This is a genomic window from Luteimonas salinisoli, from assembly GCF_013425525.1.
Taxonomy (GTDB): domain Bacteria; phylum Pseudomonadota; class Gammaproteobacteria; order Xanthomonadales; family Xanthomonadaceae; genus Luteimonas; species Luteimonas salinisoli.
This window is the reverse complement of record NZ_JACCKA010000082.1, coordinates 17813-40812: the sequence shown is the minus strand read 5'-3', so window position 1 is coordinate 40812 and position 23000 is coordinate 17813. Positions and strand designations below refer to the sequence as shown.

The following is a 23000-nucleotide window of genomic DNA, read 5'->3' as shown; positions in this document are numbered from 1 at the left end:
TTCCCGAAACACAGGCGGACACCATGTGCGGCATCATCGGCATCGTTGCAACCACTGAAGTCGCGGCGGCGCTCTACGACGGGCTGACCGTGCTGCAGCACCGCGGCCAGGACGCGGCCGGCATCGCCACCGCCAACGGCAACCAGCTGCGCGTGCACAAGGGCAACGGCCTGGTGCGCGACGTGTTCGACGACAAGGCCATCGCCCTGCTGGTCGGGCGCGTCGGCATCGGCCACTGCCGCTATCCCACCGCCGGCAGCGAGGGCCACGACGAGGCGCAGCCGTTCTACGTCAATTCGCCCTACGGCATCGCGCTGGCGCACAACGGCAACCTGATCAATACCGACGCGCTGCGGCAGGAAGTCTTCGAGGAGGACCGCCGCAACATCAATACCGAGTCGGATTCGGAGGTGCTGCTGAACGTTTTCGCGCACGAGCTCGATCGCGAGCGCGCGCTCACGCCGGAGGCCGCGTTCAAGGCCATCGAGGGGTTGCACCGCCGCTCCACCGGCGGCTATGCCGCGGTCGCCACGGTGCTCGGGCTCGGGCTGGTGGCGTTCCGCGATCCACACGGCATTCGCCCGCTGGTGCTGGGCAGGCGGGTCACCGAGACCGGCACGGAGTACGCGGTGGCGTCGGAGTCGGTGGCGCTGGACATCCTCGGCTTCGAGCGCCTGCGCGACGTGGCGCCGGGCGAAGGCATCGTGGTCACCGCACGCGGCGAGCTCCACCACCGCTCGTGCGCCGAATCGGTGATGCGCGCGCCGTGCATCTTCGAATACGTCTACTTCGCACGCCCGGACTCGATGATCGAGGACATCTCGGTGCACAAGGCGCGCATGCGCATGGGCGTGACGCTGGGGGAGAAGATCCTGCGCGAGCGCCCCGACCACGACATCGACGTGGTGATTCCGATCCCCGACACCTCGCGCGATTCCGCGCTCGAGATCGCCAACGTGCTCGACGTGAAGTATCGCGAGGGCTTCATCAAGAACCGCTACGTCGGCCGCACCTTCATCATGGCCGGGCAGGGCGAGCGCGCCAAGTCGGTCAAGCGCAAGCTCAACCCGATCCCGCTGGAGTTCCGCGGCCGCGTGGTGCTGCTGGTCGACGATTCGATCGTGCGCGGCACCACCTCCAAGCAGATCGTGCAGATGGCGCGCGACGCCGGCGCACGCAAGGTCTACCTGGCCTCGGCCGCGCCGCCGGTGCGCTATCCGAACATCTACGGCATCGACATGCCTTCGGTGGACGAGCTGGTGGCGAACGGGCGTACCGAGAAGGAGATCGAGCAGTTCCTGGGATGCGACTGGCTGATCTACCAGGATCTCGCCGACCTGGAATCGGCCGTCGCCGGCCCCAAGTTCCCCGGCCGCCGCTTCGACAGCTCCTGCTTCAGCGGTGAGTACGTGACCGGGATCGAGCCTGGCTATTTCGAACGCCTGCAGCAGCTGCGCTCCGACGAGGCCAAGAAGAAGCGGCGCCTGGCCTCGTGACGCGGTGGCCGGCGGCGCGGTCGTCGCCTGCGGCCGCTGCGGTGGGCGCCGCATCCGTCGTGGAGGTGGGCGCCGGGCGCGGGGCCGCGATCGCGACCGGGTGGGGAGGCGCATGAGCGGCACCGGCATCCGCACGGCATCGGGGTCGCTGTTCGACGCCGCACGCGACTGTCTTGCGGCCGCGTCGTGCGAGGACAAACTGCAGCGCACCTTCGACGCGGCGGAAGCGTTCGCGGCGGGCCGCCTCGAAGCCGACGGCGAGGCCCCGCCCCCCGTGCCGATCGGGATGCCCGGACGTCCCGCGCGGCCACGGCTGGTGCATCCGCGCGATCTGCCCAAGCGCGGCTTCGGCACGGCCGAGGGCCGCGCCGCTTTCATTCATGCCATTGCGCACATCGAGTTCAATGCCATCGATCTGGCCTGGGACGCCGCCTACCGCTTCCGCGGGCTGCCGCGCGAGTTCTACGCCGACTGGGCCGCGATCGCCGCCGACGAGGCGCGCCATTTCGCGATGCTGCGCACGCGGCTGCGCGCGCTCGGTTTCGACTACGGCGATTTCGCCGCCCACAACGGCCTGTGGGAAATGGCCGAGAAGACCGCCCACGACGGCCTGGCGCGGATGGCGCTGGTGCCGCGAGTGCTGGAGGCGCGCGGGCTCGACGTGACCCCTGGGATGATCGTGAAGCTGCGTTCGCTCGGCGACGAGGACAGCGCGGCGATCCTGGAGGTGATCCTGCGCGAGGAGGTCGCCCACGTCGCCGCCGGGAGCCGCTGGTTCCGCTGGTATTGCGCGCGCCGCGGCGTCGATCCGGAGCGGCGATTCCGCGAACTGCTGGCCGAGTACGCGCGCGCCGTGCTGCACGGCCCGTTCAATCTCGACGCGCGCAGCGCCGCCGGGTTCAGCGACGCGGAACTCGCGGCGCTGCGGGAGCTCGACATCGCGGCCCGGCGCGACCCCTAGGAGCGCGGTCCATGGCCGCGAAGGCCGCGGGTGGCTCCGGTCGGCTGGCGGTGATCGCGGGCGGAGTACGGCGTCGGTCTTCGCGTGCATGGCACGCTCCCACGAAGAGCGCCCCTTGCCCGGGAGCGGCCCATGGCGCGAGGTCGTGGGTGGCTCCGGCCGGATTGGCGGGGATTGCGCGGGCGCGTCCGGCTGTGCCGGCTTTCGCGCGCATGGCGCGCTCCTACAGCGCGGAGAGCTCGGGTTCGCCTTCGTCCGGCACGCGCAGCACCGAGCCCTGTTCGTACCAGTCGCCGAGCACGATGCGGCGGCAGGCGCGGCCGCCGACGTCGAGGCGGTGGATCGCCGGGCGGTGGGTGTGGCCGTGGATCAGGGTGTCGACGCCATAGCGGACGAAGGTTTCCTCGACCGTGGCCGGTGCGACGTCGGTGATCGTCTCCATCGTGCCCGCCTCGCGCAGCGCACCCTGCCGCGACTGGCTGGAGGCGCGCGCCTGCCGGGCGAAGGCCAGCCGTGCCGGCAGCGGCTGGGCCAACATCTGCGCCTGCCAGTCCGGATCGCGCGTCTGCGCGCGGATCCGCTGGTACTCGACATCGCCGGTGCACAGCAGGTCGCCGTGCATCAGCAGGACCGGGCGGCCCTGCAGCACGATCACCGTCGGGTCCGGCAGCAGCGTCATGCCGGCGCGGCGCGCGTATTCGCGCCCGAGCATGAAATCGCGGTTGCCGTGCATGAAGTAGACCGGTACCCCGGCGTCCGCCAGCCGTTTCAGGCGCTCGGCGACGAACACGCCGGCCTCGGATGGATCGTCGTCGCCCACCCAGGATTCGAACAGGTCGCCGAGGATGTACAGCGCATCGGCGCCATGCGCCTCGTCGTCGACGAACTCGCCGAACAGGCGGGTGATCTCCGGGCGCTCCGGATCGAGATGCAGATCGGCAATGAAGAGCGTGGTCATCGGGCCATGATACCTGCCCGCCTGCCGCCGCTCCGCTAGAATGCCGGTCCCGCACAGGCTGCCGCCCATGACCGTCCGCACCCGCTTCGCCCCCAGCCCCACCGGCTATCTCCACATCGGCGGTGCCCGCACCGCGCTGTACTGCTGGCTGGAGGCGCGCCGCGCCGGCGGGCAGTTCGTGCTGCGGATCGAGGATACCGACCGCGAGCGCAGTACCCAGGCGGCGATCGACGCGATCCTGCAGGCGATGGACTGGCTCGGCCTCGACTATGACGAAGGCCCGATCTACCAGACCGCGCGACTGGAGCGCTATCGCGAGGTCGCCGAGCAGCTGCTCGCGGACGGACAGGCCTACTACGCCTACGAGTCCCGGGAGGAGCTCGACGCCATGCGCGAGGCGGCGATGGCGAAGGGCGACAAGCCGCGCTACAACGGCGCCTACCGCGACCGCGATGCGCCCCGGCGCGAGGATCCCAACCGCGTGGTCCGCCTGAAGAACCCGCTCGACGGCAGCGTGGCCTGGGACGACAAGGTCAAGGGGCGGATCGAGATCGCCAACAGCGAGCTCGACGACCTGGTGATCCTGCGCCCGGACGGCCATCCGACCTACAACTTCGCCGTGGTGGTCGACGACCTCGACATGCGCATCACCGACGTGGTGCGCGGCGACGACCACGTCAACAACACCCCGCGCCAGATCAACATCTACCGCGCCCTCGGCGCGGCGGTACCGGCGTTCTCGCACCTGCCGATGATCCTGGACGAGCACGGCGCCAAGCTGTCCAAGCGCACCGGCGCCGCCGACGTGATGCAGTACCGCGACGCCGGCTACCTGCCGCACGCGCTGCTGAACTATCTGGTGCGGCTGGGCTGGTCGCACGGCGACCAGGAGGTGTTCTCGATCGCCGAGATGCAGCGGCTGTTCCGGCTCGAGGACGTCAACGCCAAGGCCGCGCGCCTGGATCCGGCCAAGCTGGGATGGCTCAACCAGCAGTACTTGAAGGGCGACGCGCCCGAGGCGGTGGCGGCGTATCTGCAATGGCATCTGCAGGCGGCGGGGTATGACCTGGCCCGCGGGCCGGCCCCGGCCGACGTGGTGATCGCGCTGCGCGATCGGGTCCAGACCCTGGCCGAGATGGCCGAACGCGCGGCGGTCTGGTACCGCCCGCTCGAGCAGTACGACGACAAGGCCGTCGCCAAGCACCTCAAGCCGGAGGCGGGCATGCCGCTGGCCGAGGCCCGCGACCGCTTGTCGCGGTTGCCGGCCTGGAGCGCGGAAGAGATCAACACTGCGCTGCACGCCACCGCCGAGGCATTGGGCCTGGGCATGGGCAAGATCGCGCAGCCGCTGCGGGTGGCGATCACCGGCACCCAGGTCAGCCCGGATATCGGCCACACGGTCTACCTGGCGGGCCGTGACGAAGCGCTGAAACGGATCGACGCGGCATTGGCGAAGATCCCGGGTTGAACTTGGCCGGCACGCCGACGCTGGTCGCGCTGTCGGGCCTGCCAGGTGTCGGCAAGACGGCGCTGGCGCGACGGCTGGCGCCGGCGCTGGCGGCGGTGCACCTGCGTGTGGACACGTTCGAGCAGGCGCTGGTCGCGAACGGGGCCACGATGCGTGGCATCGGCCCGCTCGGCTACGTGCTGGCTGGCGCGGTCGCCGCCGACAACCTCCGGCTCGGCCGCAGCGTGGTCGCCGATTCGGTCAATCCGGTCGCGGAATCGCGCGACGGCTGGCATCGGGTGGCGCGGGAATGCGGTGCGCGGATGCTCGATGTGTTGGTGACCTGCGCCGATGGCGCGGAACACCGTCGCCGGGTGGAGCGGCGGGTGGCGGATATCCCCGGCCACGTGCTGCCGACCTGGGATGCGGTCCTTGCCCTGCACTACGAGTCCTGGCAAGGCGAGACGCTGGGCGTGGACACCGCGTCCGGGCTGGAGGCGGCCCTGGCCGCGGTGGTCGCGCGGATCCCGCCGCACGGCGCGAAGAGTGGGGGCTGATGCCGCGTTTCATCGCCGCGGCTTGAGTCGGTGCCGAATCGGCACCATCATCTGGACATGGCCGCCACGCACGCCTGCACCGATCCCAAGCACCACGTTCACGACGCCGCCGGTTTCGTGGCCGCGGTGGAGTCGGCGTGCCGAGAGCGCGGCCTGCGCCTGACGCCGATCCGCGCCTATGTGCTGGGGCTGATCGCCGCCGCCGGGCGGCCGCTCAAGGCCTATGACCTGCTCGACCAGGTGCGCGAGGGCGAGGGCCCGGGTGCCGCGGCGCCGCCGACGGTCTATCGCGCGCTCGATTTCCTGCTCGGCCACGGTTTCATCCACAAGCTCGAGTCGATCAACGCCTTCGTCGCCTGCCACCATCCCAGCAGCCATCAGCATTCGGTGCCGTTCCTGATCTGCGACAGCTGCCAGGGCGCCACCGAACTCGAGGACGAGCAGGTGGTGCGGCTGCTCGACGAGCGCGCCCGCGCGCTCGGCTTCGTGCCGCAGGCGCAGACGCTGGAAGTGCACGGACTGTGCGCGGACTGCGGGCGCGCGGCCGCCGGGAGCAAGAAGGCCTAGCTGTCGCCTTCGACCGGTGTCGCCGTTCCATGGCTTCACTGGCGCGGCGACCTGCATCGCTCTCGCGCCGGACCGGTGGCGTCCATGCGGCGATGAAGGCCCGGCGACCGATCCCCCGGAGCCGCCGGCGATGACGCCGGCGGCCCTGGCGAGGGCGAGACCCTCGGTCAGAAGAACAGCCGTACCCCGGCGCTGACGTTGCGGCCCGGCAGCGGCGCCAGCTCCTTCAGGAACGAGGTGTGCGGACGCGCCTCGCGGTCCAGCAGGTTGCTGCCGTCGAGGAACACTTCCCAGGCGTTGCCGCCCGGAGTGTCGAGGTGCCAGGCGAGATTGGCGTGGACCAGGGTGTAGCCCGCCGTCTCCTCCTCGTATTCGGCGATGTCGTCCTGGCTGGCATAGCGCACGGCGCCGAGGCCGGCGCGCCAGTTGCCGCTGGCCGATTGCCAGCGCAGCTCGCCGCCCAGGCGCGCCGGGGCGATCCGCGGGAGATTGCCGTGCAGCGCGATGTCGGTGGTGTAGTCGTGGGTATGGTCGCCGTGCGGCACCGAGAACGACACCTCGCGGGTGCCGTCGCCGTCCAGCCTGCCGCGGACGATGTCGCCGAACGCGCGCAGGTCCCAGGCGCCGGCATGGTTCTCCAGGAAGGTCCACTGCAGGTCGATCTCGCCGCCGCTGAAGCGCGCGTCGGCCTGGGTCCAGACGCGGGCGGGAATGCCGCCGTCGACGATACCGGTCTCGGCGAGATAGATGAAGTCGTCGTAGCGCACGTGGTACAGCGCCGCGCCCAGCCGCAGCGGACCGCTGTGCCAGTGCATGCCGATCTCGGCCCGGTTCGCGGTTTCCGTGTCCAGGCGCGCGTCGCCGAACTCGTAGCTCTGCGTGGCCACGTGGAGGCCCTCCGAGTACAGCTCCTCGGCCGTGGGCGAGCGCTGCGCGCGGTCGAGGCCGAACGACAGGTGGAAATCGTCCCCGAAGTTCCAGCGCGCCGCCGCCGACAGGCTGGTGGTGTCGAAGTCGCGCGACGGCGCGGACGCGGCGACGCTGTCGGGGTCGATGCGGTTCTGGTCGTAGCGGGCGCCGAGTTCCAGGTCCAGCCCGCCGAAGGTGCGCTCGCCGACCCAGAACACGCCGGTGTCGCGCGACTTGGAGTCGGGCACGAACGCTTCCTCGCCCACGGCGCTGAAGTCGCGGCGCGAGAACTGCAGGCCGAAGGCCCCGTCCCACCCGGCCAGCGGGCGGTGCACCAGCTCGAGGCGGCCTTCCACGCTGTCGTTGTCGAAGACGGTGCCGATCTCGTCGCCCTCGTACTCGGTATGGGTGTACTCGTTGTGGGCCAGCTTGACGCGCAGGCTCTCGAAGCCGCCCAGATCGTTCAGGCCGCCGCGCAGCTCGGTCCGGCGCTGGTCCATGACGACGCGCACGCCGGCCTCGTGCCCGTGCTCGTCGTGGTCGTCATGATCGTCGTCGTCGTCGTCGTCGTCGTGGCCATGGTCGTCGTGGGCCATGTGTCCCGGGACGCCATAGCGGGTGTTGAACAGGCTGTAGCCGACGCCCAGGAACCCGCGCTCCCCGACCCACGACACGCCCAGCGCGCCCGAGTCGGTGCGCAGCGCGCTGTTCGGCAGGGTGCCGTGTGCCAGCTCTTCGTCGTGATCGTCATCGTCATCGTGGTCGTCGTCGCCGTGGTCGTCGTGCTGGTGTTCCGCGAATCCGGGGATGTCGTAGTCTCCGGTCTCGCGATGCAGCGCGTCGAAATGGAAGACCAGGTTGCCGGCCGCGTTGGTGCCGTCCAGGCGCACCATCCCGGTGCGTTCGTCGGCCACGCTGCCGGCACGCAGTTCGGCGCGGCCCTCCAGCGGTTGCTCCGTCGCCGCCTCGGGGATCCGGCCATCAACGACGTTGACCGCGCCGCCGATCGCGCCGCTGCCGTACAGGAGGGTGGACGGGCCTTTCAGCACCTCGATCTGGTTGGCCATGAACGGTTCGATCGTGACCGCGTGATCGACGCTGACCGTGGACACGTCCCCGGAGGCCAGCCCATCGCTGAGAACCTGGACCCGCGCGCCGTCGAGGCCGCGGATGATCGGCCGGCCGACGCCAGGGCCGAAGTACGACGACTGGGTTCCCGGCAGGCGGGAGACGGTCTCGCCGAGCGAATTGGCGCGCACCTCGTCCAGGCGCTGCCCGGCCAGCACTTCGACGGGGCGGGCGAGGTCCTCGGCCGTCCTCGCCAGCGGCGTGGCGCGGACCACGACGGCGTCCAGGTCCTTGGGTTCCTGATGGCGCGCATCCTGGGCCCAGGCCGGGGCGGCGAGGCAGGCGAGCAGGGCCGCAGAGAGCGGAGCGGGGCGGAAGCGGAAAGTCGGCTGGGTCATGGGGGCATCGGCTGAATGGAAGGGAACGCGACCGCGGGCGGCCCGCGGCTGCGGTACACTGGGACTGCGCCAGAATGTTATAATGTTTCATCGGCCAGAACGAACCCCCCGGAAGTCATGGACGCCACCCCATCCTCCCTGCGCCACGCAGATCGTCTCGGCTTCGCCGCTTCCTTTCTCTGCGCGGTGCACTGCGCACTGTTGCCGCTGGCGCTGGCGCTGCTGCCGGCGCTGGGGCTCAACCTCGGCGGCTGGATCGACTTCGACCAGGCCTTCGTGGTGTTCGCCACCCTGCTCGGGCTGACCACGATGACCCTGGGCTATCGCCGCCACCGCGCATTCAGGGCCTGGGCGCTGCTGCTGCCCGGCTTGGCGCTGGTGTGGCTGGGCGCGTTCTCTCCCCTGCACGACCATACCCTGGGCCATGCCGCGATCATGGTCGCCGGCGGCCTGCTGCTGGCCGGCGCGCACCTGCTCAACCTGCGCCTCACCCACGGCCTCGACGGCCGCTGAGCGGCGCTGCGTGCTAGCATTCGCGGCCTCGGCGCCGAGACCGGGCGCAACCGTACAGGCAGGACATCAGGAGCAGATCATGGGCAAGGGCGATCGCAAGACCCTCAAGGGCAAGCGCTACAACTCCAGCTACGGCAATTCGCGCGCGCACGCGGTCGCGAAGCCGGCCACCGCGACCCAGTCGGCGGTGACGAAGAAGTCGGTGGTCAAGCCGGCGGCGAAGAAGGCCGTGGTGAAGAAGACCGTCGCCAAGGGCTGATCCAGGCTGCAGGATTCACGCACGAAGGCCCGCGCAAGCGGGCCTTCTCCGTTCCTGGCGGTCGTTGCCGGCGATTCGATGGGCCGGCTTACCCCGGAATCGCTGGCGGCGCGATGGGCCGCGCCACCAGGGCGGCTGCGCCGGCGGGCCCGTGGTCCCGCGGCGCCAGGGCGATCAGCGGGCCGAGCCGGCTTCCACTTCCTTCCACACCCGCAGCAGGTTGCCGCCCAGGACCTTGCGGATGACCTGTTCCGAATGCCCGCGCTCCTGCATGCCCGCGACCAGGTTGGGGAAGTCGGCCACCGTGCGCAATCCCTCCGGCAGGTTGCCGCCGACGCCGTCGAAATCCGAGCCGATGCCGACGTGGTCTTCGCCGATCAGTTCGACGGCGTAGTCGATCTGGTCGAGCACCGCGTCGATCGCCGTCGGCGGCATCGGGTGGTCGGCTTCCCATTGCTCCTCGAAGGCCTGGCGGCTCTGCAGTGGCTGGCCGGCGGCCTCGAGCTCGCGGTTGCGGCGGTCGAAATCGGCCACGGCGCGAAAATAGGCCTGGGTATCGGCGGCCGCCTGCGGGTTGACGAAGGCGTTGCCGAACGGGATCTGCACCACGCCGCCGCGCGCGGCGATCGCGCGGGCCAGATCGTCGCTGAGATTGCGCTCGAAGCCGGGGGTGAAATGGCGCAGCGCCGAGTGGCTGGCGATCACCGGCACGCTGCTCAGTTCCACCGCCTGCGCCACCGCCGCGTCGGACAGGTGCGAGACGTCGACCATGATGCCGAGCCGGTTCATCTCCGCCACCACTTCGCGGCCGAACGGGCTGAGGCCGTTCCAGCGCTTCTCCAGGGCGTAGGAAGAATCGGAAATGCGGTTGTTGGCGCTGTGGGCGAGGGTGACGTAGCGCACCCCGCGGTCGAAGAAGCGCTGCAGCTCGGCGATGTCGTCGCCGATCGGCGCGCCGTTCTCCATGCCCAGCGCCAGCAGCACCCGGTCGCCCGCGCGCAGCGCGTCGACCTCGCCGGGCGAGCGCAGGATCGCGAACTTGTCCGGGTGGCGCGCTGCGACGGCTTCGACCGCGTCGATCTGCGCGTGGGCCGCCTGCCAGGCCTCGCCGTCGTCGTCCTGCCGCGCCGAGGTGTAGATCGACATGAAGGCGACGTCGAGGCCACCCGTGCGCGAACGCGGATAGTCGAATTCCCGGTCCGGCGCCTCCACGCCCAGGTCGGCCCAGCGGTCCATCAGGATGCCGGGAGCATCGATGTGGGTGTCGACGATGATCGCGTCCCGCGCCAGCCGGGTCGCGGCCCCGGGCGCGTCCTGCGCGGTGGCGGCGGCGGCGAACAGCAGGGCGCAGCAGAACAGGGTGGGTCGGTGCATGATTCCTCCAGGGACGGGTGGACGACGAGTACGGCCTTGCGCGCGACGGCACATGCGCTCAGGCAATGCGGCGGCCGCCGGCATGGACGCTGGTGGCCAGCTGCCCGCCGAGCCAGTAGCAGAGTTCGGCCGGCCGCGCGATCGCCCAGTGCACGAAATCGGCGCGCATGCCGGGCCGCAGCACGCCGCGGTCGCGCAGCCCGAGCGCGCGCGCGGCGTTGACCGTGGCGCCGCGCAGCGCCTCCTCGGGCGTCAGCCGGAAATGGGTGCAGGCCAGCTGCATCGCCTGGCGCAGCGACAGCAGCGGCGAGGTGCCGGGATTGCAGTCGGTGGCCACGGCCATCGGCACGCCGTGGACGCGGAACGCGTCCACCGGCGGCAGCCTGGTCTCGCGCAGCACGTGGAAGGCGCCGGGCAGCAGCACGGCCACCGTGCCGGCGGCGGCCATCGCCTGCACCCCGGCCTCGCCGGTGTGCTCGACGTGGTCGGCGGAAAGGCCATCGAAGCCGGCCACCAGCGCCGCGCCGCCGCCGTCGCTGAGCTGGTCTGCATGCAGTTTCACCGGCAGGCCCAGCGCCCGCGCTGCCTCGAACACCCGCCGCGCCTGCGCGGCGGTGAACCCGATCCGCTCGACGAAGGCATCGACCGCGTCGACCAGCCCCTCGGCGTGCAGGCGCGGCAGCCACTCGACGACCGCGTCGATGTAGGCGTCGGCACGGCCGGCGAACTCGGGCGGCAGCGCGTGGGCGGCCAGGTAGGTGGTGCGCACGGCGACGCCCAGCTCCTCGCCGACCCGCCGCGCCACCCGCAGCATCCGCCGCTCGCCGTCGAATTCCAGGCCGTAGCCGGACTTGATCTCGAGGGTGGTGACACCGTCGGCCGTCAGCGCGCGCGCGCGCGGCAGCGATTGCTCCAGCAGTGCATCCTCGCCGGCGGAGCGCACCGCGCGCACGGTGGAAGCGATGCCACCGCCGGCGCGCGCGATCTCCTCGTAGCCCATGCCCTGCAGCCGCTGCTCGAATTCGCCGGCGCGGTCGCCGGCGAACACCAGGTGGGTGTGGCAGTCGACCAGTCCCGGGGTGATCCAGCCGCCGCCAGCGTCGATCACGGCCCCCGACAGCGCGTTCGGATCCGCCGGCAGCGCGGTGCGCGGCCCGGCATGGACGATGGTGCCTTCGCGCCAGCCCAGCGCCGCGTCTTCCACCTCGCCGTAGCCGCTGCCGCCGTCGAGCGTCGCCAGCGACACGCCGACGACCAGTCCGTCCCAGGGGGCCTGCTGCGGATCGTTCATTGCACGATTGTACGGGACGCCGGGAACCGGCCCGCCCCGGCCCGGAGGGGGCAGGGATCGTTTCCGCCGCGCGTGCGCGGCACAATGGCCTCATGAACGCACTCGTCGCACGCGAACCCGATGGCTGGCGCCTGCCCGGCATCGCCAACCTGCATTCCCACGCCTTCCAGCGCGCGATGGCCGGGCTGGCCGAGCGGCGCGGCGCCTCGCCGGGTGCCGGCCACGACAGCTTCTGGACCTGGCGCGAGACCATGTACCGCTTCGCCGCGCGGATGACCCCGGACACGCTGCGCGCGGTGGCGGCGCAGGCATACGTGGAGATGCTGGAAGCCGGCTACACCGGCGTGTGCGAGTTCCACTACCTGCACCACCGGCCGGACGGCGCCCCCCACGACGATCCGGCGGCGATGGCGCTGGCGCTGATCGAGGCGGCGCGCGAAACCGGCATCCGCCTGACCCTGCTGCCGGTGTTGTACATGACCGGCGGCTTCGACGGACGCACCCTGGCGCCGCGGCAGCGGCGCTTCGGCCATCGCGTCGACGCCTTCCTGCGCCTGGTGGACGGCCTGCGCGCGCTCGACGGCGACCTGCTGCGCACCGGCATCGCCTTCCACAGCCTGCGCGCGGTGCCGGAGGCGGCGATGCGCGAGACCCTGGCGGCGCTGCCGGATTCGCTGCCGGTGCACATCCACATCGCCGAGCAGGTGGGCGAGGTGCAGGACTGCCTGGCGGTGCGCGACGCGCGACCGGTGGAGTGGCTGTACGACCGTTTCGAGGTCGACGCGCGCTGGACCCTGGTGCACGCCACGCATCTGGTAGAGGCGGAGATCGCGCGCATCGCCGGCAGCGGCGCCACGGTCGCGCTGTGCCCGACCACCGAGGCCAACCTCGGCGATGGGCTGTTCCCGCTGCGCCCCTACCTGGAGGCCGGCGGCCGCTGGGGCGTCGGCTCGGACTCGCACATCTCGATCTCGCCGGTGGAGGAACTGCGCTGGCTGGAATACGGCCAGCGCCTGCACACCGGCCACCGCAACGTCGCCGCCGGCCGCGGCATCGACAGCGTCGGCGAGACCCTGCTGCGCGGCGCGGTGGCGGGCGCGGTGCGCGCCACCGGCTTCTCCGCCGGCGACGACGCGATCCTGCTGGACGCCGAGGCCCCGGCGCTGGCCGGCGCATCGGCGGACGACGTCGCCGACCGCTGGATCTTCAGCGGCAACCGGCCGCTGCTGCGCGAGACCCGCGTGGGTGGGCGCACCGTGGTGAGCGAAGGCCGCCATCCGCTGGGCGAGCGCATCGCCGCGGGCTACGCGACGGCGATGCGCGGGCTGCTCGCCCGCGATTGAGCCGGCGCCCGGCCGGGGGAAGTTCGCGGCCGCCGGGAGCGGTTTCGTCCCCGGTCGCGGGGGCTTCGTCGCAAGGGCCTGCGGCGGCGAGCGGTGTCCGCGAGGATGGCGCCGTCCCGGAACCGAGAGGAAACCCGCCATGAACTTCCACACTTGCGTTCTCGTCCTGGCGCTGGCCGCCAGCGGAACGGCGCAGGCCATGAGCGACGCCGAACTCGCCGCCACCCTCGACCGGCGCCTGTCCGGCGACCGCACCGGCGCCTGCTTCGCCGCCGCGGTGGTCGACGCCGGGCAGGTGGCGCGCGCCTGGCGCTGCGCCGACCCGGCCGACCGCGATCGCATCGGTGCCGATGCCGCCTTCGAGATCGGATCGGTCGCCAAGACCATGACCGCAGCGCTGCTGGCCGACCTGATCGTGGGGGGCGAGGGCTCGCTGGACGATCCGCTGGCGGACTGGCTGCCGGAGACCGCCGCCATGCCCGTGTTCGAAGGCAGGCCGATCCTGCTGCGCCACGTGGTCGCCCACACGTCCGGCCTGCCGCGGCTGCCGCCGGGCATGGAGGATGCCGATTTCCGCGACCCGTATGCGGCGCTGGACCTCGAAGGTCTGCGCGCGGCCCTCGGGCGCACCACGCTGACGCGGGCGCCGGGGATGGAGTTCGAGTATTCGAACTTCGCGGCGATGCTGCTCTCCTGGGCCGTCGCGCATCGCGCCGGAGAGGATCTGGAGACCCTGCTCGACAGGCGGTTGTTCACGCCGCTGGGGATGGACGGCGCCCATGTGGTGCAGCGGCCGGACGGCGTCCGCGCCGCGGCCGGCCACACCGCCGAGGGGCAGGCGACGCCGCCGTGGCGCTTCCACGTCGACCTGGCGGGCGCGGGCGGGGTGCGCGCGACCCTGGACGACATGGTCCGCTACGTCCAGGCGCAGCTCGGGCAGATCGAGGTCGAACCGCGGCTGGACGCTGCGCTGAAGATGACGCGTGCGCCGTTGGCGGGCACGGAGGCGCGGCCGATGGCGATGAACTGGCTGCTGGCGCCGCTGGACGGACGCAGCGTGCACGTCCACGAGGGCGGGACCGGAGGATTCTCGTCGTACGTCGCTCTCGATACCGGGCGCGAGCGGGGAGTCGTGGTGCTGTCGGATACCGCGCTGCACGAACTCGGTGGACTGGGCGACATCGGCAACCACCTGCTCGACGCGCGGCTGCCGCTGGGCAAGCCGCGCACCGCTTCCGCCGTGGAGCTGACGCCCGAGGCGCTTGCCGGCTATGCCGGCGAGTACCCGCTGATGCCGGGCTTCTCGCTGCTCGTGCGCGAACGTGCCGGTGTGCTGTACGCACAGGCCACGGGACAGGATGAATTCCCGCTCGAGGCGCGCGCCGATGATGTGTTCGAAGCCCCGGCGTTCGGGATCGAGATCCGTTTCCGCCGCGACGGCGGCGATCGTGTCGACGCGCTCGAGCTGCACCAGGGCGGGCAGGTGCTCCAGGGGGAACGGCAGTGACGCCGGAATCGTGCAGCGCCGCGGCAGAGGCCGGCAACGCCCCTGCCGGCGCGACCCGGAATGCGGCCGGGATGGCCCGGTCCTTCCCGGCAGGCCCGCCGGCGCGGATGGCTCCACCCGCCCCCGACGGACGCGGCCGCCCGGGCGGTGGTGGGCGATGAGCGCAGCGTCCTCCGCCGCGGTCTATGCGCTTCACCGGCCGCTGCCCGACGACGTGCTGGTCGGTGGCAACGCGGTGTGGAGCCGCTACCGCCGCTACCCGGTCTTCAGCGGGCCCTGGCTGCGCGGACGCACGTTGCTGTTCGCGCTGGCGATCGGCCTGTTCGCGGCGGCGACGGTGGCCGGTGTCGGCGTGTCCACCGCCGACTACCGGACAGGGCTGCTGGCCGGCGCGCACCTGTTCGGCGCGTTCCTGCTGATGGCCACGGCCGGCCCGGCGCTGGCCACCTGGGTGCGTTACCGGCGCTGGACCCTGCGTCGCGAGCGGCGGATGGTGGTGGCCGCGGTCCTGGTGGGGGTGGGCTTGAGCGGACTCGTCGACTGGTGGGCATCCAGCCAGATCGAGCAGTTGATGGCCGGCGCCGGTCCCATGCGCCCGTCGCGGCCGCCGCTGGCCGGCGCCGAGCGCGTCCTCGCGCTCGCCGTCAACCTCCTGTTCCTGCTGGTCGTGTACGGACTGTTCGGCGGCGGCCTGGCGCTGCGCGCCTATTTCGGCGAGCGGCGCCGCTGGGAACGCAGCGAACAGTACCGCGAGATGGCCGAGCTGCGCGCGCAGAAGCGCCAGTCCGAACTGCGTCTCGGGGTGCTGCAGGCGCAGGTGGAGCCGCACTTCCTGTTCAACACGCTGGCCTCGGTGCGGGCGCTGGTGCGCCACGAGCCGGCGCGCGCCGAAGCCATCCTCGACGCCCTGGTCGAACACCTGCGCGCGACCATCCCGAAGCTGCGAGACGACGGCGCGCTGCTGCACTCCACCCTCGGCCAGCAACTCGACATCTGCAGGAGCTACCTGGAGTTGATGCGGCTGCGCATCGGCGAGCGCCTGCACTACGCGATCGACGCCGACGCGTCGCTGCGCGCGCGGCCGTATCCGCCGCTGCTCCTGATCACCCTGGTTGAAAACGCCGTCAAGCACGGCGTCGAGCCCAGTCCCGGTCCGGTCGCCGTGCGCGTGACCGCGGGCGTCGACGGGGACCGGCTGCTGGTCGAAGTGAGCGACGACGGTGCGGGGCTGACGCCCGGCGTGGGCGGTGGGGTCGGGCTGGCGAACGTGCGCGAGCAGCTCGCCGCACGCTACGGCGGCCTCGCCAACCTGCGGTTGGAGGGGCGCCCGGGCGGCGGTGCGGTGTCGAGCATCCGCGTGCCGCTGCAGGAGTCGGCGCCATGAGCGCGGTCACCGCGCTGATCGCCGAGGACGAGGCGCCGCAGCGCGCCGCGCTGCTCGACATGCTGGCGGAGGCCTGGCCGGAACTCGAGGTGGTGGCCGCCTGCGACGACGGCATCGCGGCGCTTGCGGCCGTGGCGGAGCACCGGCCGCGTGTCGCCTTCCTCGACATCCGCATGCCCGGAGTGGGCGGCCTGGACGTGGCGCGCGCCGCCGTATCGGCCGGCGCATTGGTGGTGTTCACCACCGCCTACGACGAGCACGCGATCGCCGCCTTCGAGGCAGGCGCGGTGGACTACCTGCTCAAACCGGTCGAACCGGTGCGCCTGGGCCAGGCGGTGAAGCGCCTGCGCGAACGGCTCCGGCATGCGCCACCCGCGGACCTGCAGGCGCTGGTCGAGGATCTCGAGGCCCGGCTGCGCCCGCGGGGCGCGCGCCTGATCCGCTGGATCAGCGCCAGCGTCGGCGACAGCGTGCGGATGATCGGTATCGAGGAAGTTCTGTTCTTCCAGGCCCGGGACAAGTACGTGCGCGTCGTCACCGTCGACGGCGAGGCGGTGATCCGCACCCCGCTGAAGGAGCTCCTGGCCGGGTTGGACCCGGATGCGTTCTGGCAGGTGCACCGCGGTGCGGTGGTCAGGGTCTCGGCCATCGACCGGGTGCGCAGGAACGAGCTGGGCAAGTACCGGCTGCGGTTGCGCGACTGCGACGAGACCCTGCCGGTCAGCCCGGCGTTTCTGCACCGGTTCCGCGGGATGTAGGCGGGCGTGCCGCGCTCAGAACAGCGGCCAGAGCATCCGCAGGATGCCCCACAGCGCCACCGCCCACACCAGCGAGCGCAGGTACGGCACCCCGAAGGCGTACAGCGGCACATAGACCACGCGCGCCCAGAAGTACGTCTGCGCCGCGAGCGCGGTCGCCTCGTCGTTGCGGCCGGTGGCCGCCAGCGCCAGCACCGCGGCGGCGAAGAACGGAAACGTCTCCAGGAAATTGCGCAGCGCGCGGTCCAGCCGCGCCGCCATCCCGTCGAGCGGAGGCGGCTGGCCGTCGCGCGCGCCGACGTTCCATTTGAGGCCTCGCTGGCGGGTCATCGCCGCGTCGGCGAGGAACAGCTGCACGATGCCGAGGCCGACGGCCCAGGCAAGCATCTGGATTTCGGTCGGCATGCGGATGCTCCGGCAGGGGTGGAGCCAGCCTAGCAGCCTGCGGCACTGGGCCGCCCGCCGTTTGAACGCGGGGTCCGCTGCCGCGACAATGCCGGGGCATCCTGCCGCCGCCGGCGTTCGCCGTTGGTGCGGGCCCCCACGACGAAACGGGATACTCCATGGCCATCCTTCGAATGAGCGACCTCGACCTGTCCGGCAAGCGGGTGTTGATCCGCCAGGACCTCAACGTGCCGATCGAGGACGGCAGGATCACCTCTGAGCAGCGCATCACCGCCTCGCTGCCGACGCTGAAGCGGGCGTTGGAGCAGGGCGCGGCGGTCATGGTGATGTCCCACCTGGGCCGGCCGAAGGAGGGCGAATGGAGCGCGGAGGACTCGCTGCAACCGGTCGCCGACCGCCTGGCCGCGCTGCTGCGGACCAAGGTGTCGCTGGTGCGCGACTGGGTCGACGGCGTCGAGGTCGAGCCCGGCAGCATCGTGTTGCTGGAGAACTGCCGCATGAATCCCGGGGAGAAGGCCGACGACGAGGCCCTGGCCAGGAAGTACGCCGCCCTGTGCGACGTGTTCGTGATGGATGCCTTCGGTACCGCGCATCGCGCGCAGGCGTCCACCCATGGCGTGATCCGCCACGCCGCGCAGGCGGCCGGCGGCCCGCTGCTGATGGCCGAGCTGGACGCGCTGGCCAAGGCTCTGGATAAGCCGGCGCGCCCGCTGCTGGCGATCGTCGCCGGCAGCAAGGTATCGACCAAGCTGGAGCTGCTGGCCAACCTGGTGGGGAAGGTGGACCAGCTGATCGTCGGCGGCGGCATCGCCAACACCTTTCTCGCCGCCCAGGGCAAGGCGGTGGGCAAGTCGCTGCACGAGGCCGAGCTGCTCGATACCGCCCGCAAGGTCGTGGCCGATGCCAGGGCGCGCGGCGCGGAGATTCCGCTGCCCGGGGACGTGGTGGTGGCCAAGCAGTTTCTCCCGGACGCGGAGGCGACGGTCAAGCCTGTCGACGAGGTCGCGGACGACGACCTGATCCTCGATATCGGCCCGGACACGGCCGAGCGCTACGCCGAGCTGATCGCCCGGGCCGGCACCGTGGTCTGGAACGGTCCGGTGGGGGTCTTCGAGTTCGAGGCCTTTTCGCGCGGCACCGAGACCCTGGCGCGGGCGATCGCGGCCTCCGGGGCGTTCTCGATCGCCGGCGGCGGCGATACCCTGGCGGCGGTGGACAAGTACGGCATCGCCGACGATATCGGCTACATCTCCACCGGTGGCGGCGCGTTCCTGGAGTTCCTGGAAGGCAAGACCCTGCCCGCGGTCGCCGCGCTGGAGGCGCGGGGCTGACGGGCCGCGACGGCGGCGACCAGGGTGGGCAGCGGCACGAAGACGCGGGAGTCGGGGAGCCGGCGTTCCACGAGGCGGACCGCGGAGCGCGAGAGGCGGTCCAGCATCGTGGATGCCAGGGTGGCGCTGGAACCGGAGCGAAGCCGATTTCGCCGGTGCCGGCGATTGGTTTCAGATGCAACGCATCGGCGCCGCGGCGCCGGCCGGCGCGTCGCGGCTTTGTGCTAGGTTTCCACGCTGCCGAAGGGAGAGACCAGTGAACGAATACCAGCGCCGTACCCGCATCCTCGCCACCCTCGGTCCGGCCACCGATCCTCCCGGGGTGCTCGATGCGCTGCTGCGCGCTGGCGTCGATGCGGTGCGGCTGAACTTCTCGCACGGCGATCCGGCCTCGCAGAAGGCGCGGGCGCAGGCGGTGCGCGAAGCGGCGAAGCGCGTCGGCGCCGAGGTCGGCATCCTCGCCGATCTGCCGGGGCCGAAGATCCGGATCGAACGCTTCGCCGAGGGCAAGGTGCAGCTGCGCACCGGCGAGCGTTTCGACCTGTTGGCGCGCGAGGATGCGCCGGCGGGCAACGGGCGCGAGGTTGGGGTGAGCTACCTGGGCCTGCCCGGCGACCTGCGCGCCGGCGACGTGCTGCTGCTCGACGACGGCATGGTGCAGCTGCAGGTGGAGTCGATCGAGGGCGAGCGCATCGTCACCTCGGTGCTCAACGACGCGGTGCTGTCCGACCGCAAGGGGCTCAACCGGCTCGGCGGCGGGCTCTCGCTCGGCGCGCTCACCGATCACGACCGCGCCCTCATTTCCGTGGCCGCCGAGATCGACGTCGACTTCATCGCGGTCTCGTTCTGCCGCAACGCCGCCGACATGGAGGAGGCGCGGCGGCTGGCGCGGGCCGCCGGCAGCGACGCCGCGCTGGTGTCCAAGATCGAGCGCGCCGAGGCGATCGAGAACCTGACCGAGATCGTCGATGCCAGCGACGTGGTGATGGTGGCGCGCGGCGACCTCGGCGTCGAGATCGGCGATGCCGAGCTGCCGGGCCTGCAGAAGAAGATCATCCGCGAGGCGGTGGCCCAGAACAAGGTGGTGATCACCGCCACCCAGATGCTGCAGTCGATGGTGGACAGCCCGATCCCGACCCGCGCCGAGGTGCTGGACGTGGCCAATGCGGTGATCGACGGCACCGACGCGGTGATGCTGTCGGCCGAGACCGCGGCCGGCAACTTCCCGGTGCGCGCGGTGGAGGCGATGGCGCGGGTGTGCGTGGGTGCCGAGAAGCAGTTCGAGGCCGATACCGACTTCGAGGCCGCGCCCCGCGACCTGGAGCGCGCCGACCAGGCGATCGCGATGGCGGCGATGTTCCTCACCGAGCACATCGGCGTGCGCGCCATCCTGGCGATGACCGAGTCGGGCGGTACCGCGCGCTACCTGACGCGGTTCCGCGCCAGTGCGCCGGTGTACGCCTTCTCGCGCCACGCCGATGCACGCCGGCGCATGGCGCTGATGCGCGGGGTGTTCCCGATCGACTACGACAGCCGCGGGCAGACCCCGGGCGAAGCGGCGCGCGGCGCGGTCAAGCGGCTGTTCGACGCGGGCCAGCTGGTGGTCGGCGATCGCCTGGTGTTCACCAGCGGTGAGCGCATGGAGACCCACGGCGCCACCAACACGATGCGCCTGCTGCAGGTCGGCGCCGACGGCCGCGCCGAGGGTCTCGGCGGCCTGTAGAGCGGAGCTCGCTCCGCTGCTCCCGGCTCCGGAGCCGTCCCCGCAGACCAGAGCCGCTTTCGGCTCCGGGGTCTCCGCAGCCGAGCAAGCTCGGCTCTACGGGCGTGCCCGGGCGGCGCCGGTTTCGCGGGTTCTTGCCTCCGCGATAACGGCGTCGGAACGCCGCGGCGGGCTATACTCCGGGTCTTTCCCGCAGCCAGGCAGACCCCACCACATGAGCATCGAACAGCTTGCCGAAACCGCCCAGGCCATGGTCGCCGCGGGCAAGGGCATCATCGCCATCGACGAATCCACGGGCACGATCGCCAAGCGCTTCGACGGCGTGGGCATCCCCAACAACGAGGAGAACCGTCGCGCCTACCGCGAGCTGCTGCTGACCACGCCGAACCTCTCGGAGTACATCAGCGGCGCGATCCTCTACGACGAGACCCTCCGACAGTCCACCCGCGACGGCGTGCCCTTCACCAAGGTCATGACCGACAACGGCATCATCCCCGGGATCAAGGTGGACAAGAGCACCCATCCGCTGGCGGGCTTTCCCGGCGAGGTGATCACCGAGGGCCTGGACGGGCTGCGCGACCGCCTCAAGGAGTACTACAAGCTCGGCGCCCGCTTCGCCAAGTGGCGCGCGGTGATCACCATCGGCGAAGACATTCCCTCCGGCACCTGCATCGAGGCCAACAGCCATGCGCTGGCGCGCTACGCCGCGCTGTGCCAGGAGAACGGCCTGGTGCCGATGGTCGAGCCGGAGGTGCTGATGGACGGCAGCCACGACATCGAGACCTGCTACGAGGTCACCGAGGTCACCCTGCGTTCGCTGTTCGACGCGCTCTACAACCACAACGTCATGCTCGAGGGCACCATCCTCAAGGCGTCGATGGTGCTTCCCGGCAAGTCCAGCGGCGAGAAGGTGCCGGTGGAGGAGGTCGCCGCGTCGACCCTGATGTGCCTGAAGTCGGCGGTGCCGGCGATCCTGCCGGGCATCGTGTTCCTGTCCGGCGGCCAGTCCGACGAGGACGCCACCGCGCACCTGGACGCGATGAACCGCATGGGTCCGCACCCGTGGCCGCTGTCGTTCTCCTACGGCCGGGCGATGCAGCAGGCGGCGCTGAAGCTGTGGTCCGAGGACTTGGCCAATAACGTGCCCAGGGCCCAGGAGACCGTCTACGCGCGCGCGAAGGACAACGGCCTGGCGGCGCTGGGGCAGTGGTCGAAGGCCGCGTGAGGCGGTCTCGCGTCCGGTGAGCGAAACGGAAGACGCCGGCATCCGCCGGCGTCTTCGCATCCGGACCGGTCCGCTCCGCTCTGCGGGCGTCGGTTGGCCGCAAGGCGGTTCCGCCCGCCGGTCGTCGCCCCCGGCCTTTGCCGACGTTCTCGAACAACGGCGAACAACGGCGTGGAGAGCGCCTCCGCCGAGGTCGTGCGGCATCGCTGCGGACGCCGCTTCCGGCGCCGCGTAACGCGCGAGAGCGCCAGCGGTTGACCGCGCGCCGGCGCGCCGGCGCATGGCTGAAGGCACACGGCGGTCACGGCCGCAGCGGATAAAATCGACCGGATTGCCCGAGCCTCGGACCCGCATGCCGATCCATCGCCGCCCCCGTTTTTCCTTCCTGCTGCTGGGGATCTGCAGCGCGCTGCTCGCGGCCTGCAGCGACGACGACGCACAGCGCGGTCCGCCGCAGGACGCGGTGACCGTGACCACCGGCGAGGTCCGCGAGCAGCCGTGGAGCGACACCATCCAGGCGCTGGGGACGGTGCGAGCGCGCGAGTCGATCATAGTGACCGCGAAGGTCAGCGAGACCGTCGACCGCGTGCACTTCGACAGCGGCGACGAGGTCGAGGCGGGCGCGGTGCTGATCACCCTCAGCGGCAACCAGCAGCGCGCCTCGCTGGCCGCCGCCGAAGCCGCGGCGGTCGAGGCCGATCGCCTGTACCGGCGGCAGGGCGAACTGGCCCGTCAACAGCTGATCGCCAGCGCCTCGCTGGATACCCAGCGCGCCATCCGCGACTCGGCACGCGCCAATGTCCAGGAGATCCGCGCCAATCTCGGCGACCGTTCGATCCGCGCGCCCTTCGCCGGCCGGCTGGGCATCCGCCAGGTCAGCCCCGGGGCATTGGTGCAGCCGGGTACCGAGATCGCCTCGCTGGACGACATCTCGCGGGTCTACGTGGATTTCCCGGTGCCCGAGGCGCAGCTGGCCAATCTGGCCGAAGGCCAGCGCCTGGTTGGACGCAGCAGCGCCTGGCCCGGCCGCGAGTTCGAGGGCGTGGTGAGCGTGATCGATGCGCGGGTCGACGCCGCCTCGCGCGCGGTCATGGTGCGCGGCGATTTCCCCAACGACGATCGCGCGCTGCGGCCCGGCATGCTGGTGCAGGTCCGGCTCGAGCGGCCCGCCAGGCCGGCGCTGGTGGTTCCGGAGATCGCGGTGGTCCAGGTCGGTCGCGAGACCTTCGTCTACCGCGTGCGTGCGGACGATACCGTCGAGCAGGCGCCGGTGCGGATCGGCTCCCGTGTCTCCGGGCGCGCCGAGGTGATCGAAGGTCTCGCGCCCGGAGACCGCATCGTGGTCGACGGGACCGGCAAGCTGCGGCCGGGTCTGAAGATCGAGGACGTGCCGCCCGCGGCGGCGGCCGAGCAGCCCGCCTCCGCGGAGTCCGCGGACAGCGGCGCGCAGGGCGACGAGGTGGCGCCGCGGCCGCCGTCCGGCGCGCCGACCGACTGACCCCGCCGGGTCCCGCCCATCCAACCCG

20 protein-coding genes are annotated in these 23000 nt (G+C 71.7%); 15 read left to right on the top strand and 5 right to left on the bottom strand.

Features of this window, described 5'->3' with window-relative positions; genetic code table 11:
* Window positions 1-23: 23 nt before the first annotated feature.
* Together purF and H0E84_RS14630 are read left to right on the top strand one after the other, a co-directional pair.
* Window positions 24-1496 carry an amidophosphoribosyltransferase gene (gene purF / locus H0E84_RS14635; RefSeq protein ID WP_180679387.1) on the top strand — a complete coding sequence of 491 codons (1473 nt, stop codon included), beginning with the start codon at window positions 24-26 and terminating at the stop codon, window positions 1494-1496.
* Between the two features lie 112 nt (window positions 1497-1608).
* Window positions 1609-2457 carry a ferritin-like domain-containing protein gene (locus tag H0E84_RS14630; RefSeq protein ID WP_180679386.1) on the top strand — a complete coding sequence of 283 codons (849 nt, stop codon included), beginning with the start codon at window positions 1609-1611 and terminating at the stop codon, window positions 2455-2457.
* A gap of 223 nt (window positions 2458-2680) precedes the next feature.
* On the opposite strand, the gene lpxH is transcribed toward H0E84_RS14630, so the two are convergent.
* Window positions 2681-3415, bottom strand: a complete 735-nt coding sequence (gene lpxH, locus H0E84_RS14625; RefSeq protein ID WP_180679385.1) for a UDP-2,3-diacylglucosamine diphosphatase — start codon at window positions 3413-3415, stop codon at window positions 2681-2683.
* A 67-nt stretch (window positions 3416-3482) separates the two neighbouring features.
* Between lpxH and gltX the strand changes: the two genes are divergently transcribed.
* Genes gltX through H0E84_RS14610 form a run of 3 tightly spaced genes read left to right on the top strand, consistent with a single transcriptional unit; the run spans window position 3483 to window position 5986 of the window.
* Window positions 3483-4883: a glutamate--tRNA ligase gene (gltX, locus tag H0E84_RS14620; RefSeq protein ID WP_180679384.1), complete on the top strand. Its 1401-nt coding sequence runs from the start codon at window positions 3483-3485 to the stop codon at window positions 4881-4883.
* 2 nt (window positions 4884-4885) lie between these two features.
* Entirely contained in the window at window positions 4886-5419 is a 534-nt protein-coding gene (locus H0E84_RS14615; RefSeq protein ID WP_180679383.1) for a P-loop nucleotide/nucleoside kinase family protein, read from the top strand.
* A gap of 57 nt (window positions 5420-5476) precedes the next feature.
* Window positions 5477-5986, top strand: coding sequence for a transcriptional repressor (locus tag H0E84_RS14610; protein WP_180679382.1), 510 nt, complete (start codon window positions 5477-5479; stop codon window positions 5984-5986).
* A gap of 167 nt (window positions 5987-6153) precedes the next feature.
* Here H0E84_RS14610 and H0E84_RS14605 read toward each other — a convergent pair whose 3' ends face one another.
* Complete coding sequence (locus H0E84_RS14605; RefSeq protein WP_180679381.1) at window positions 6154-8361, bottom strand: TonB-dependent receptor; 2208 nt, start codon at window positions 8359-8361, stop codon at window positions 6154-6156.
* A 117-nt stretch (window positions 8362-8478) separates the two neighbouring features.
* Here H0E84_RS14605 and H0E84_RS14600 point away from each other — a divergent pair, with 117 nt between their 5' ends.
* Both H0E84_RS14600 and H0E84_RS14595 read left to right on the top strand, forming a co-directional pair.
* Window positions 8479-8874 (top strand): MerC domain-containing protein, encoded by a 396-nt coding sequence (locus tag H0E84_RS14600; RefSeq protein ID WP_180679380.1) that lies wholly within the window; start codon window positions 8479-8481, stop codon window positions 8872-8874.
* 79 nt (window positions 8875-8953) lie between these two features.
* Window positions 8954-9133 carry a 30S ribosomal protein THX gene (locus H0E84_RS14595; protein ID WP_180679379.1) on the top strand — a complete coding sequence of 60 codons (180 nt, stop codon included), beginning with the start codon at window positions 8954-8956 and terminating at the stop codon, window positions 9131-9133.
* A gap of 174 nt (window positions 9134-9307) precedes the next feature.
* Here H0E84_RS14595 and H0E84_RS14590 read toward each other — a convergent pair whose 3' ends face one another.
* Both H0E84_RS14590 and hutI read right to left on the bottom strand, forming a co-directional pair.
* The gene (locus H0E84_RS14590; protein ID WP_180679378.1) at window positions 9308-10507 is read right to left on the bottom strand and encodes a dipeptidase; all 1200 of its coding nucleotides are present in this window, start codon (window positions 10505-10507) and stop codon (window positions 9308-9310) included.
* Window positions 10508-10565: 58 nt separating this feature from the next.
* Window positions 10566-11798: an imidazolonepropionase gene (gene hutI / locus H0E84_RS14585; protein WP_180679377.1), complete on the bottom strand. Its 1233-nt coding sequence runs from the start codon at window positions 11796-11798 to the stop codon at window positions 10566-10568.
* 92 nt (window positions 11799-11890) lie between these two features.
* On the opposite strand from hutI, the gene H0E84_RS14580 reads away from it, so the two are divergent.
* The 4 genes from H0E84_RS14580 (at window position 11891) to H0E84_RS14565 (ending at window position 16790) form a co-directional block, all read left to right on the top strand.
* Entirely contained in the window at window positions 11891-13141 is a 1251-nt protein-coding gene (locus H0E84_RS14580; protein ID WP_180679376.1) for a formimidoylglutamate deiminase, read from the top strand.
* Window positions 13142-13280: 139 nt separating this feature from the next.
* Window positions 13281-14648: a serine hydrolase gene (locus tag H0E84_RS14575; RefSeq protein ID WP_180679375.1), complete on the top strand. Its 1368-nt coding sequence runs from the start codon at window positions 13281-13283 to the stop codon at window positions 14646-14648.
* Between the two features lie 157 nt (window positions 14649-14805).
* Entirely contained in the window at window positions 14806-16032 is a 1227-nt protein-coding gene (locus tag H0E84_RS14570) for a sensor histidine kinase (RefSeq protein WP_180679374.1), read from the top strand.
* Complete coding sequence (locus tag H0E84_RS14565) at window positions 16029-16790, top strand: LytR/AlgR family response regulator transcription factor (protein ID WP_180679373.1); 762 nt, start codon at window positions 16029-16031, stop codon at window positions 16788-16790. The genes H0E84_RS14570 and H0E84_RS14565 overlap by 4 nt, the downstream gene beginning before the upstream one ends.
* A 15-nt stretch (window positions 16791-16805) precedes the next feature.
* Here the strand turns inward: H0E84_RS14565 and H0E84_RS14560 are convergent, their stop codons facing one another.
* A complete protein-coding gene (locus H0E84_RS14560) occupies window positions 16806-17195 on the bottom strand; it encodes an MAPEG family protein (RefSeq protein WP_219339764.1) in 390 nt (129 codons plus the stop codon).
* A 158-nt stretch (window positions 17196-17353) separates the two neighbouring features.
* Here H0E84_RS14560 and H0E84_RS14555 point away from each other — a divergent pair, with 158 nt between their 5' ends.
* From H0E84_RS14555 to H0E84_RS14540, 4 genes are all read left to right on the top strand, one after another.
* Window positions 17354-18526, top strand: a complete 1173-nt coding sequence (locus H0E84_RS14555; RefSeq protein ID WP_180679372.1) for a phosphoglycerate kinase — start codon at window positions 17354-17356, stop codon at window positions 18524-18526.
* Between the two features lie 256 nt (window positions 18527-18782).
* Window positions 18783-20249 (top strand): pyruvate kinase, encoded by a 1467-nt coding sequence (pyk, locus tag H0E84_RS14550; RefSeq protein WP_345776325.1) that lies wholly within the window; start codon window positions 18783-18785, stop codon window positions 20247-20249.
* A gap of 214 nt (window positions 20250-20463) precedes the next feature.
* Window positions 20464-21474, top strand: a complete 1011-nt coding sequence (locus tag H0E84_RS14545) for a class I fructose-bisphosphate aldolase (protein ID WP_180679370.1) — start codon at window positions 20464-20466, stop codon at window positions 21472-21474.
* A 352-nt stretch (window positions 21475-21826) separates the two neighbouring features.
* On the top strand, window positions 21827-22972 hold the full coding sequence (locus H0E84_RS14540) for an efflux RND transporter periplasmic adaptor subunit (protein WP_180679369.1): 1146 nt from the start codon (window positions 21827-21829) through the stop codon (window positions 22970-22972).
* Window positions 22973-23000 lie beyond the last annotated feature (28 nt).

Bases quoted from the DNA above. Each gene is read 5' to 3' on its own strand.
- H0E84_RS14555 (WP_180679372.1), top strand. From the start codon at position 17,354: ATGGCCATCCTTCGAATGAGCGACCTCGACCTGTCCGGCAAGCGGGTG.
- H0E84_RS14565 (WP_180679373.1), top strand. From the start codon at position 16,029: ATGAGCGCGGTCACCGCGCTGATCGCCGAGGACGAGGCGCCGCAGCGC.
- H0E84_RS14580 (WP_180679376.1), top strand. From the start codon at position 11,891: ATGAACGCACTCGTCGCACGCGAACCCGATGGCTGGCGCCTGCCCGGC.
- hutI (WP_180679377.1), bottom strand. From the start codon at position 11,798: ATGAACGATCCGCAGCAGGCCCCCTGGGACGGACTGGTCGTCGGCGTG.
- lpxH (WP_180679385.1), bottom strand. From the start codon at position 3,415: ATGACCACGCTCTTCATTGCCGATCTGCATCTCGATCCGGAGCGCCCG.
- H0E84_RS14595 (WP_180679379.1), top strand. From the start codon at position 8,954: ATGGGCAAGGGCGATCGCAAGACCCTCAAGGGCAAGCGCTACAACTCC.
- H0E84_RS14570 (WP_180679374.1), top strand. From the start codon at position 14,806: ATGAGCGCAGCGTCCTCCGCCGCGGTCTATGCGCTTCACCGGCCGCTG.
- H0E84_RS14575 (WP_180679375.1), top strand. From the start codon at position 13,281: ATGAACTTCCACACTTGCGTTCTCGTCCTGGCGCTGGCCGCCAGCGGA.
- H0E84_RS14545 (WP_180679370.1), top strand. From the start codon at position 20,464: ATGAGCATCGAACAGCTTGCCGAAACCGCCCAGGCCATGGTCGCCGCG.
- H0E84_RS14560 (WP_219339764.1), bottom strand. From the start codon at position 17,195: ATGCCGACCGAAATCCAGATGCTTGCCTGGGCCGTCGGCCTCGGCATC.
- H0E84_RS14600 (WP_180679380.1), top strand. From the start codon at position 8,479: ATGGACGCCACCCCATCCTCCCTGCGCCACGCAGATCGTCTCGGCTTC.
- H0E84_RS14590 (WP_180679378.1), bottom strand. From the start codon at position 10,507: ATGCACCGACCCACCCTGTTCTGCTGCGCCCTGCTGTTCGCCGCCGCC.
- purF (WP_180679387.1), top strand. From the start codon at position 24: ATGTGCGGCATCATCGGCATCGTTGCAACCACTGAAGTCGCGGCGGCG.
- gltX (WP_180679384.1), top strand. From the start codon at position 3,483: ATGACCGTCCGCACCCGCTTCGCCCCCAGCCCCACCGGCTATCTCCAC.
- H0E84_RS14630 (WP_180679386.1), top strand. From the start codon at position 1,609: ATGAGCGGCACCGGCATCCGCACGGCATCGGGGTCGCTGTTCGACGCC.
- H0E84_RS14610 (WP_180679382.1), top strand. From the start codon at position 5,477: ATGGCCGCCACGCACGCCTGCACCGATCCCAAGCACCACGTTCACGAC.
- H0E84_RS14605 (WP_180679381.1), bottom strand. From the start codon at position 8,361: ATGACCCAGCCGACTTTCCGCTTCCGCCCCGCTCCGCTCTCTGCGGCC.
- H0E84_RS14540 (WP_180679369.1), top strand. From the start codon at position 21,827: ATGCCGATCCATCGCCGCCCCCGTTTTTCCTTCCTGCTGCTGGGGATC.